Source organism: Paenibacillus sp. VTT E-133291 (genome assembly GCF_002264395.1).
In the GTDB taxonomy this organism is placed as follows: Bacteria; Bacillota; Bacilli; order Paenibacillales; family Paenibacillaceae; genus Paenibacillus_AQ; species Paenibacillus_AQ nitricinens.
Window position 1 is genome coordinate 1 of sequence record NZ_NFVA01000063.1, and the last position, 12,352, is coordinate 12,352.

Annotated in this window: 6 protein-coding genes; all 6 read left to right on the forward strand. The window is 42.6% G+C overall.

From position 1 onward, the window contains the following. Positions 1-105: 105 nt before the first annotated feature. On the forward strand, positions 106-849 hold the full coding sequence (locus CA598_RS21760; RefSeq protein WP_094877873.1) for an ABC transporter permease: 744 nt from the start codon (positions 106-108) through the stop codon (positions 847-849). Next, on the forward strand, positions 846-1,604 hold the full coding sequence (locus CA598_RS21765; RefSeq protein ID WP_094877874.1) for an ABC transporter permease: 759 nt from the start codon (positions 846-848) through the stop codon (positions 1,602-1,604). The genes CA598_RS21760 and CA598_RS21765 overlap by 4 nt, the downstream gene beginning before the upstream one ends. Positions 1,605-2,020: 416 nt before the next feature. Next, positions 2,021-2,962, forward strand: a complete 942-nt coding sequence (locus CA598_RS21770; protein WP_094877875.1) for a hypothetical protein — start codon at positions 2,021-2,023, stop codon at positions 2,960-2,962. 109 nt (positions 2,963-3,071) lie between these two features. Beyond that, positions 3,072-9,860 (forward strand): stalk domain-containing protein, encoded by a 6,789-nt coding sequence (locus CA598_RS21775; protein ID WP_094877876.1) that lies wholly within the window; start codon positions 3,072-3,074, stop codon positions 9,858-9,860. A gap of 574 nt (positions 9,861-10,434) precedes the next feature. Continuing rightward, a complete protein-coding gene (locus tag CA598_RS21780) occupies positions 10,435-11,796 on the forward strand; it encodes a right-handed parallel beta-helix repeat-containing protein (protein ID WP_256990587.1) in 1,362 nt (453 codons plus the stop codon). Beyond that, positions 11,793-12,350, forward strand: coding sequence for a nitrous oxide reductase accessory protein NosL (locus CA598_RS21785; protein ID WP_094868939.1), 558 nt, complete (start codon positions 11,793-11,795; stop codon positions 12,348-12,350). Before CA598_RS21780 ends, CA598_RS21785 begins: the two co-directional genes overlap by 4 nt. Positions 12,351-12,352: the final 2 nt, after the last annotated feature.

Consider the following 12,352-nt stretch of genomic DNA (forward strand, 5'->3'; position numbering starts at 1 on the left):
TGGAACAATCGTTGCAGATGGAACATTGGAAGAAGTAAAAGGTAACCATTCCACGCTGGAGGATGCCTATTTTGCCCTGACAAATGAGAATACAGGTGTTGTTGTATGAGAGCATTCAAGGCGGAACTATCAAAATTATTCTCCCTGCCGGGCATTTGGCTTGCCTCTTTCATTGGAGCATTTGCCCCAGCGGTCATTGCTGCCTTGGACAGTACCGCACAAAAAGAGGAGATTATTGCTGGTGTTAGCACAAGGCTAGCGGAAGTTGGCTATATTGGATTAGTTTATGGTGTGCAAGGTGTCATTCTTCTTGGCGTGCTTGCTGTTAGTAGTGAGTATATGACAGAGAGCAGTGAATCGGGTGGAGGACAACAGATTATAACAAGTTTAACTGTTGTTTCATCCCGACTTCATTTTTTGCTGGCAAAAGCAGGGGCTGTGACAGTGATTAGTATACTGCTGTGTATTGTTGCTATTATGACAACTGTGTCAGCAACCCATCTTATTCTTGGTGAATATACCCCTGCATTGGAATGGTCTAAACTTATCGGTGCAGTTTGCTACTGGACATTTACTGCTCTTTTAGCATTTGGGATTACTGTTCTTACTAAGAATGGCATTATCCCGCTTACTGTACTCTTGATAAATTCATCACTTGTGTCATTTAGTTTCCTGCTTTCTAAGATTACAAAGTTAGCGTTTTACTTACCAGATATAGCTGGCGCTGATATGTTTATGAGCCTCGGATTTAACACCCCATTCGCAGGCGGTTTAATCATGTCTATATGGGTAGCTGTTCTTTTCATAGTTGCAGCTATTGTATTCCATAGGAGGGACGTTGCAGCATGAGTGTTTCATCTAGTAGAAAAATAACACAAATACTTGGTGCTGAACTGGAAAAACTAGTTACCTTACCATCGATATGGCTCACTCTTATGGGGACGTTCATTTTTAATTTAGTTGTAGCTGCAGCTTTTACTTCTGTTGGTCAACAAGGGGCAGCAGGAACGCAAAGTATACTGAATATAGGACTTGCTTCTATGGGATATCTTCAAGCGGGGTTTATTATTCTTGGTATTTTAGCTACTTGTTCAGAGTATACGGGTGGACAGATTCGAACTACTTTAACTACGATACCTTGGCGTGGGTTTCAATTATCCACGAAGTATTTGGCATTGGCGATTATAACCATTCCTGTGGCGTTTATTATTGCTGGATCAGGTGTACTATATACTTTTATTAGGATGGAAGATACAGCAGAAGTGATTACAATAGACACTATGATAACAACATTAACAGGTGCAACGGGCTATCTAACATTAACTACACTTCTCAGTGCAGCTATAGGTGCTTTATTAAGGCGAACCATGCCTGCTTTAGTGTTACTGCTTGGTTATTATTTCATTGTAAGTCCACTGCTGAGAAATTTTCTGCCTGGTATTACAAATTATTTTCCGGATATGGCAGGGTATTATATGTATATGCCGCGCTCCTCTGAGGAGATAAATGTCCTTACATCAATGCAAGGGACAGGTATTTCAATGTTATGGACATTGATCTTTATTACAGTTGCTATTGTATTTTACCGTAAACGGGATGCCTAATTTCAGGTTTCATTATAAGGTTGTAAATTCTCTTATGGATTGATTTCGAGCTACAGCTGTTGCTATCATAAATTTATGATCATCTATAATTGCATTTAAACGTTAATATCAAATGGCTTCGTCCTTTGTTTTCAGAGGACGAAGCCATTTGTGTTTTTTGGTGTTTTAGCGAACACCTCGCAATGGTCCTTCTTGTGGAAATTGATCCCCTAGCACACAAATAATTGCGAACTAGGACAGTTTTTATAAGTCAAATTTGTTCAAATCCAGTCTAAATAAGCGCTTACATTAGGGGGCGGCTAAACTTACAATGATGTCTAAGCATTAAATTTGGGAACTTCTCCTATAACGGCGACGAATTATACTGTCATAGGCTTTCTTGCAAAGCTAGATTGAATATTGGAAAAGGAGGCGTCATGGGGATTAAAAGACGAAAACCAACAGTGATTATCTTATTTATCGCTCTGATTGTTCTTATTTTACTCGTGTTGAGCTTAACTAACAAAAAAGCGGGACTGCCTGAAAATTGGATATTCACAGTAGGCGGATACGCCGTAACAGAAGAAGAATTTCAATTTTATGTCAAAGAGCAAAGATCTATAACGACAGACTATTTCTTCAAAACTTATGGGGCCCAAGTAGATGAGGGCTTCTGGACACGTCAATACGGCGAAAATCATGAAAACCCATCTGAATACGCCAAAAAATCTGCGATGACTGCATTGCTAAAGACCAAACAGGAGCAATTAATTGCAGATGAGCGGGGGGTCGCCCCATACAAAAGCTTCGATGAGCTAAAATCCGACATGGAAGATGAAAATGTAAAGCGAACAAAGATGGATGATTCAGGAGGGACTTACTATGGGTTGCCTCAGTTTGACTTATATCAATACATGCAATATTTAAGTGGCGCCCGTTGGCCGGATTTGGTAGAAACCCAGCTTAAAAAAACGAAAATGAGCGAATCCGAGTTGCAAGTTGAGTATGCTTCAAAAAGTGCGGAATATGTTCGTGTTGCTGATGAATTAACGGCCACGTTAGCGATAGCGGGGCAGGCTAAGGAAGAGAAAGTGCTAAATCGTTTGGACATATCTAAAGAAGATACCGAATCTCTTAAGTTCTGGGAGTCATTAGCTGCTGCTTCTGTAGGCGAGACAGTAATCGGTAAATATATGGGTGAAGATGTCATTGCCACCTTAATCACAAAACCGGAAATCTCCAAGCTTAAACTGGAAGAAGTGAAGGATTCCATTCTATACGGATGGGCGGAATCTGACTTACGGGCGTTAATTGCAAATACCAATAAGTTGAAGATCGTGTATAACGCTAATCAATTCAGTGAATTAGTAGTGAACTAGAATAGTTATGTTTTTAAGTTTATAAGAATCTATGTCTATTGAGACTTCTATAGATGCAGATTTTTTATAAAGTATTCATTTATTAATTTCAAAGGGAGGAAGTGTTTGGATGATACGATCGAAATGGATGCAAAAAGCTTTGTCGATGATTACGGCATCTTCGTTGGTATTCCCTGGTCTGTTCGGCTTGGCGCCTTTATCTGAAGTGTCAGCTGCGGGAGGGGGCGAATCTTTTGACTCTGTTGTACTAGAATTGACACAAGCGGCAGGTCAGGCGGGCAGGGTGAATCTTACCTATAAAGGTTCGCCTTTAAGCAGTCTGGTGAAAGGACCGGTTATTGACGAGGTTAATTACGATTCCAGCAATACAAATCTTTTAACTGTTAATAATCAGGGGAACATTACTTTAGCTAGCGGTTATACCTTTGCGTCGCAAGGCGCTCCGGGCATCCCGGTGACAATCACGGCCGCGGCGAGTTATTACCATGACTCCGATGTGTTGTTCATGGAGGACTTCGAGAACAACAATGGTCCGATGACATCAACGGGCAAATTAGGCTCGTCATACACGCTGTCCGATGCTCAGTCCCGTTCTGGATTGAAAGCGATTACACCTTCGAATGATACGAATAATGAAAATGTAGCCCAAGACGTGGCATTGCCGGCAGGCAGCAATTACAAGATGACGGCATGGTATTTTGACCCGTATCCTGATGAGGAGAAGACAGCGACGGATAGAACTCAATTTGCTATTGTAGATGGCAAAAATGCCACCTTTGCCGGGACATTCTATCAAAGCTCAGAGGCTGATGTTATTCATAACCCGACTAGATATACTTGGGCATATGCACCATCATCAGCGGGTACAGCAGGCAACCGTTGGAAAGATAGCGGGGCTTTACGTTCCACAGGCTGGCATAAATTCGAGTGGCTCATTACACCGAATGGTGCGACTTTACAAATAGACGGAACATTAATATCCGATTCAGCGCAAAGTAATATTTACAAAGCTATGAAGAGCGGTACAACCATTCAGCCTAAAATAGCTGGAGGATGGAACAACCAGTCAGGCAACAAAGCTTATATTAAAAATAAACATCTAATCGACGATTTTTATGTTGTTAAAGATGTGGCTACAGCAACAGAAACCAGAACATTAACATTGAATTTGGTACCTCCCGGTGGATTGCCAAATTTAGAAATAATCACTCAGCCAAAAGCGGTAAAAGTGAAACAAGGTGAGACAGCAACATTTAGCGTTGCGGCATCAGCCGCTGCTTCAGCCTATCAGTGGTATGTATCTGATGACGAGACTGGCTTGAACGGGACAAAAGTCAGTGGAGCTGATAAGGCGCTATTAACGCTTCCCAATGTGGACTCAGCTTCACAACAAGGCAATTTCTATTATTGCGAAGTGTCCTCGGCAGAGGGAGTTATGGTGAAATCCAATGCTGTACCGTTATTGATAACCACCAATACACAGGTGAATGCGCCAATTAACCCGATGCTTGACTCAGATACGGGCATTTATAGTGGTGCTTCCAATTACGGAGATACCCTTGTAACACTGTTCAAAGACGGTGGACCTGTTGGTTATTATTTATCGAAAAATGGGGGACCCGACCAACCTAACAATCATGAAAGGCATCATGTTCTGCCCTATGCTAGGGCACTGGGAGTGGGCAACTACACTGTTACAGCCATTGTCATTAATAATGTGGGAGACATCAGTGAAGAAGTTGCAGCATCCGGAATATTAAAGATCGAGAAATTACCTGTACCGGTAAATGTCAGATGGAACGGCACATACGCTACATGGGACCGTGTCGCTAACGCAGCTGCCTATTCGGTTCAACTCTTCAGGAATGGAGTGGCTAATGGAAGCCCGATTGCAGCAACAACCAGTGATGTGGCTTTGTCCCCGACTTTAAATGATACATTTAAAGTAACAGCAAACGGCAACGCAACATCACGATTCTTAGACTCTGCTGAATCAGGGGAGAGTACCCAATATTCAGCTAACATTGCGTTAATTCGCCAGAACGATACTCTGCGTGCAGGAGATAAAACGCGGTTAATCGTTGACACTGCTGATATGTTCGTTGCTGATAACATCAGCTTCAGCCCAGCGGATCAAGACAAGGATAAGATTGAAGTGGATGCTGCCGGATTCGTGACGGTTAAGAAAGGTTATGTTCCGACAGGGAACGAAGAGGTCACTGTTCAAGTGAGCGTTGATTACTTCAATAAGGCTGAAACTATGTTTTACGATGGGTTTGAAGGGGAGAAGAAATTTTCAAATGGTGCGAACGGATATGTTCACAGCGATGTGATGTCCCGTACCGGAGGAAAGGCCGCGACATCAAGCGGCGCCGGTCAGGTGGCTACTGTTCCAGGTACCTATAATTACGCCCCTGCAACCGGTAAGACAACAATCGTTACTGCTTGGTACTATGATGATGGCAGAGCGGGTTCCAATGACCATGCTGTCTTTGGCTTAACCCCATCGTCCAATGAACATATCGCCATCAATTATGGCAATGGAGATGGTGATTGGGCGGAAAATCTGACCCATTACGCAGTCAGACCCGGTTCATCCGGAAGATTCTATCCTGTAGATGTCAAGCGAAGCGAAGGCTGGCATAAATTCCAATGGTTCGTTACATCAACGGGAACGACCTATAAAATCGATGGACAAGACCTTCAAAGGCAATCAACAGATGGTGGCAATTTTGATACCCAAGTTAAGAATAATATTTCCAAGATCGATGCATTGCAGCTTGCTACAAACTGGGGCAACAAGGCTGGAACGGTTAAGGATATACAGAACAAACATTTTATCGATGACGTATATGTTATCGATAGTGGAAAAACAGCCCAAACCGGGACAGCTTCTATTACGCTAAAGCTGTTGCCTAAAGAGTATAGTCACTTGGAAGACAGCACATATGTTATGGGTCTGGATGACTATAATATCACCGTAAATCCTGATTTGGCGGATCTAGCTGGAGTGGAAATCGGCACTGTAACTTTACTCCGGGATGTGGATTATAAGGTTAGCGGTAATGTATTGAAGATTAACAAAGAATCATTCGCAAGAAATAATATCGTACCGGGAAAATATACGGTTAGACTTAATCTGAATCCTGCCGAAATCACATTCGAGTTGAACATTGTACCCCTTGAAGTCCGTGATTATTATTTCTCCAATAACGGTGACGATCAGGAAGATGGGCTCACTCCGGCTACGGCTTGGAAATCAATCTCCAAGATTAATGAATATGTATTTATGCCGGGTTCAACCATTTATCTGGATGCGAATAGCGTATGGAATGAACAAATCAGACTGCGCGGCAATGGTGAGGAAGGAAATCCGATTACGCTTACAAAATATAATACGGCCGATCCTAACCAACGACCGATCATTAATGGTGGTGGAACAGCGTCGAGCCCATCAGGGATTTCCTTAAACGGTACCATTGAGTTATATGACGTTAACTATTGGGTAGTCAGTGGAATTGAAGTCACGAACATCGGCAATGCAGCAGGTGACGGCCGTTCCGGTATCGCTGTAATGTCGCGGATTTCCAAGCTGAGTCAAGGTCAGTTTAATATTCAAGAGTATGCTGATGCTCGTATGCAAGGAATCGTGATTCGAGATAACTATGTTCATGATGTTAATGGGCTGCACCAAGCAAATGGAGCAAATAAGGTGTCCGGCGGCATCATTATTAATGGTTATGTAGATATATTGGTTGAAGGCAACAAAACCCTTCGCTGCGATAATGAAGGTATTCGCAATAATGCCTACGGGCCAAGCAATCCAGGGACCAATAACACAGGTATTACTTGGAGTAACTCAAGCTATCCTTGGGCATCAAAAGCTGTGTTTAGAAACAACTGGGTTTCTAGTTCGGTTGGAGATGGTATTGTCATGTCCGGGGGGAACAACTCCCTTGTGGAAAGAAATGTGGTCACAGACAACGGTTACAGCTATCTAAGCGATAATAGCGGCAACCTGGTTACGAACTGGGGACCAAATAATACAAACCCAACATATCTAGGTTCGCAAAACTATGCGGCCGCGTGGATTATGGCAAGTAAAGGTACGATCTTCCGCTATAATGAAGCTGTCGATAACCCTTATCATGCTAGCAATGACGGTATGGCTTGGGACATAGACAACTATTGTCAGGACAATGTATATGAATACAATTACAGCCGAAATAACTATGGCGGTTGGTATTTACAGATGAATGCTGCCAAGGGCAATATCGTTCGGTATAACATTAGCGTGAATGATGGTCGCAGCCCGGATTTTAACAAGAGCTTTAATAGTCTTATATTACTAGCGGGGGGTTCTTCAACGAGCGAGGAATTAAGCGGCTTATACTATAACAATGTTATCGTCACGCCATTAAAGAATAGCAGTTCGTTAGTGTTTGACCCGACAGCCTCCAACTTGAACATTTATTTCCAGAATAATATTTTTGCCTACACTGGGGAAAACAACCATGTTGGTCTGAAAGGCGGGGGAACATCAGCTCCATTTGCAGCCGGACGGTTTACGAACAACATTGTGTATCCGACTAATCTTTTTGGTAGCATGTACGCAGGCGGGGGCGGGTATCTAGGTGCAGGCGTAACTGCAACAGACAACCGCTATGTAACAGAAGAGGAACTAAATTCTATATTAAATGATTATAAATCTACACCGGAACATTGGATTACTAACAGTGGAACAGTTGATGCCAAGCTTGATTATAGTGCGATGAACGGGTTCCGTCTTGCTGACGGTAATAACCTGGCCTTTGGTACAGGTGCCGAAATTGTGAGCCCATATGTGGATCGCGCGAACGCTCTACCTCATATGACGGAGAGAACAGACTTCTTCGGCAACCCACTTAGCGGCAGAACACCTTCCATCGGTGCACACAACCCTTATGCGGTGACTTTTGATTCTAATGGTGGCAGCGATGTTGCAATGAAGTTCGCTGATCTGGGCGGGACAATTACCGGGCCAACAGTGCCGACAAAAGAAGAAACGGTTTTCGACGGTTGGTATCAAGATGCAGGATTAAACGATGCCTGGGATTTCGTTGCTGATCCTGTTACAAGGGATATTGAATTATATGCGAAATGGGTTGAAGACGCAGGTACGGCGCCAACGATTACGACGAATTTGCTTGCGGATGGCAAAGTTGGACAACCGTATTCGGCAGTCTTTACCACTGACGGTGATAAACCGATCAAATGGGCCATTGTAGAGGGTCAATTGCCATCAGGATTAAGCTTGGATGAAGATGCAGGTATTATATCTGGTACACCGGATCAATGGGGTCAATTTACGTTCAAAGTTCAAGCTAATAATGAAGCAGGCAGTGACACGAAACCGTTCAATATAGTAATCACTAAAGAGGTCTCAGATGACACAGCTCCGGAAATTATAACTAAGAACTTGCCAAGCGGCAAAGTAGGACAACCGTATACGGCAACTTTAGCGGTATATGGCAGCCAACCGATGACTTGGAAGATCCAGGGAGGAGCTTTGCCAGCAGATTTTAACCTAGATGAAACAACCGGCGTTATCTCGGGTACACCTCAAGAGGCAGGGTATTACGAATTTAATGTTGCAGCAATGAATGACTTTGGTAAAGATGAGCGGGTATTAAGCATCGAGATTAAAGAGGATAAGCCAGTAGATACAGCTCCAGAGATTATCACTAAGAATCTGCCAAACGGCAAAGCTGGACAACCGTATACGGTAACATTAGCGGTATACGGCGACGAACCGGTTACTTGGACAGTGAGTGATAATTATTTACCTGTTGGGTTGAATTTAGAAGAAGCTTCGGGTGTAATATCAGGGGTGCCTACTGAAGCGGGAACGTACAAATTTACTGTTACGGCTTCCAATCATGCTGGCAGGGATACGACAGAGTTAACTATCGTAATTACTGCCAAAGACAACGGCGGTAATAACAATGACGAAAGTTCAGGTGGCCCAAGCAGTACGCCGACGCCTTCGCCAGAACCATCAGTAGCGGATCGTATGGATGCTACAATCAAAGAGCAGCTGAAGAAGGGCGATTCCATAGAATTGACGTTGTCAGCCGGAATAGACGAGCTTGAGATTCATAGCGATACGATCGGTGCAATTATTAAAGCTGACAAACCACTAATCGTTACGAATGACACCGTTTCGGTTGAATTATCACCTGAATTGTTGAAGCAATTGAATACAGGCAAGAAAATGAAGATTGTCATTAAACCTGTAGATGAAGGAGACTTAGTAATAGGGCGGGGTTATGAGTTGAAGATCTTCGCGGATGACCGGGAAATAAAGGAGTATAAAGGGCTTATACCCGTAACCTTCGATCTGACAAAAGAGAAGTTGTTGAATAACGATATCAGCATGTTATGCGGTGTCATTCTTCGGTTAGACGGTAGCATGGAACGTTTAGGCGGTAACTATGACCATAAGACAGGTAAATTTACCTTCACAGCAAAAGGGCTAGGCTATATCTTCGTTACAACTAAGCCTGAACCTGTGATATTGGAATTTACGCTAGGTAAGACAGGGTATAAATTAAACGGAAACGAAATGAGTATGGACGTTGCGTCGATGGTCGTTAAAGGAAGAACGTTAGTACCACTACGCTTCGTAGCCGAGAGCTTAGGAGCAAAAGTAGGCTGGGATAACATTACGAAAACCGTACTGATTACCTTGGAAGGAAAGACTTTGTCGATTGCGATCGGTGAACTTGCACCAGGAATGGATGTAGCTGCTGAAATTGTAAACGGACGTACTATGCTCCCATTACGCTTCATTGCTGAGTATTTTGGTGCAGATGTATTCTTCGATAATACTACAAAATCCATTCGTATCATGAAATAGTATTCGCTAACAAAATTTATTTTCATAGCTATTAAAAAAGTCCTGATGATAACTTTATCAGGACTTTTTTTTGCAATTTCGAGGATTTATAGCATTCAAGCTACTATTTTTAAGTAACTCATTTCGATAAATCACATATACCGTTTTTTTGAAATCGATTGTCAGATACTTTACAAAGAGATATGACATAAATCATAAAAAAGACACATCTTTTTGACGAGTATAGCTACATTGAGCTATAGGCAGTTATCTTCCTTTTATTTACACTTAAAGCGTATTCATAGAGGAGCGCTCACGATACTGAAACTAGTGTGCACAAAACGTCTCTAGCAATAGAAATCTCGCGATATAGTGGGGGGTACAATCAATCCAATATTTTGAAGGAATTAAGCTTTCATTCATTATTAGGTGAGTCAGAAGCAATTCTAAGCGAAAATAGCGCAGGTAAAACAACTTTTTCGTGCACTTCTTCAACTGCTTCGCAGAGAAACGGGAGGCTGAATCAGTATGAACCATTTATGATGAAACTGATGCAAGCTTCGGAGGTATCCAAGGATCGTAAAAAAAGGGGGCAGTGGTTATAGCCAAGAGAAACTATCATTCAGGCATTCTGAGAATTCTGGTCACGATATTAGCTACTCTCTTCTTTATCACACCAACCTATTGTAATGCAACTAATACGAATCCGGAAGCGATTCCACTGCAGCCGATTATAGATGCGGCTCGCAGCGGAGATTCAATTTCCCTCGCTCCGGGAACTTACCTGGGACCGGTTCGCATTGACAAAAGGCTGACCATCAGTGGAGAGGGAAGAGCGACATTAGTAAACTCTTCTCCAGACGCTAAGATTGCTGTCCTTATTCTCTCTGAAGGCGTACAGTTGGAAAATCTGAATATTCAACAAGACAACGACGAGGATGCGGCAGCGGTTCAGGTGGAAGCAGATAGGTTTATATTGAGGAATTTGACGATCCATACTGCGGGATTTGGAATTGTATTACGTGAGGCTGACGGTGGCATTATTGCAAATAATAAAATCCGCTGGTTTATTCCAAAAGGGACTGCTCCGGGAACAAGGGGCAATGGGATTGACCTATATAACTCTCACGGAACAAACATAAGTGAGAATGAAATCTCTTACTTGCGGGATGGCATCTATCTGGAGAACAGTCGCAATACGGTAGTTGACCAGAACAAGCTTTCGTATTTACGCTATGGTGTTCATTGTATGTATATCAATGGCTCTTCGGTCACCAACAACATTGGGGAATACAATGTGACGGGAGCAATGATAATGGGAGTGAAAGATGTTCTGGTTTCAGGCAATTCTTTTCGCAAGCAGAGACAGAATGTCCATTCCCAAGGGATTTTGCTATATGATGTGCATACCTCAAAAATTGTGAACAACGTGGTGGAAGGAAATCGTGTGGGGATCTATATGCAGCAGTCTTCAGACAACAACCTCCAGAATAACCTTGTGCTCCGGAACTATATTGGAATTCAGTTTGAAGAAGCAGAAGGTAATCGTTTTCAACGCAATGGTTTTGTTGCTAATGTCATTGAGGCACAAGCGACAGGAAGCAGGAATAATGAGATGAACGGTAATTTTTGGGATTCATTCGAGGGTCTTGATCTTACTGGGGATGGCGTGAGCGATCTTTCTTATGCAATTAATCCCTTTTACCAGCAATTAATCTCCAAAACTGCTGCTTATCAGATTTTTTTCCAATCACCAGGCATGACATTTTTAAGCGATATGTATACAGACGGTAAAGCACAGTGGTCTACTGACTCGACTCCGCTAATGCAATTGGAGATAGGTGCGGCCGCTGAAGGGCAGACAAGTGGAGGCCAAGGATCAGTAATGATAGTAGGTTGGCTGCTTATGTTTTTTTCAGTGATTTTAATAATATACTTGGGGGTATTACGATTATGAAAAAATGGAATGTAGGTTTAATATTGGTCCTGAGTTTGTTAGTCTTGTCAGCTTGTGGAGTCAAGAAGTACAAACCTTTGGCTATAAATGAAGCGGTAGATATTTGTGTGATTTGCAACATGCAGGTTAAGGATGATGCTTATGCCACTCAATTGACGACCAAAGATGGTAAAAATTATAAGTTTGATGATATTGGTTGTATGAACGAATGGAAGGAAAAGAACGGGACCAAGGACATTGGAATGGACTATGTCAGGGATTACAACGACAAAGAGTGGATTGAATTTAGCAAAGCGAGCTATGTCTATGATGAGTCTCTGCGTACACCTATGGCCTATGGTGTAATTAGCTTTAAGGATAGCACTGCTGCTGAAGATTTTGTAAAGGAGCAAGGGGTAGGTACAGTACTGACTGCCGGAGATTTGGCATCCCATGAATGGAAACAAAATACGGATAATATGAATATGGATATGCATGGTGAAGAAGGTCATATGGACGACCATATGTCTGAGGATCAGGATGGTATGCATAATGACCAAGAGACGGGCATGTAATT

What these genes read in the sequence shown, in the direction of transcription:
- CA598_RS21765 (WP_094877874.1), top strand. Translation starts at nt 846, where the DNA reads ATGAGTGTTTCATCTAGTAGAAAAATAACACAAATACTTGGTGCTGAA.
- CA598_RS21785 (WP_094868939.1), top strand. Translation starts at nt 11,793, where the DNA reads ATGAAAAAATGGAATGTAGGTTTAATATTGGTCCTGAGTTTGTTAGTC.
- CA598_RS21775 (WP_094877876.1), top strand. Translation starts at nt 3,072, where the DNA reads ATGATACGATCGAAATGGATGCAAAAAGCTTTGTCGATGATTACGGCA.
- CA598_RS21760 (WP_094877873.1), top strand. Translation starts at nt 106, where the DNA reads ATGAGAGCATTCAAGGCGGAACTATCAAAATTATTCTCCCTGCCGGGC.
- CA598_RS21770 (WP_094877875.1), top strand. Translation starts at nt 2,021, where the DNA reads ATGGGGATTAAAAGACGAAAACCAACAGTGATTATCTTATTTATCGCT.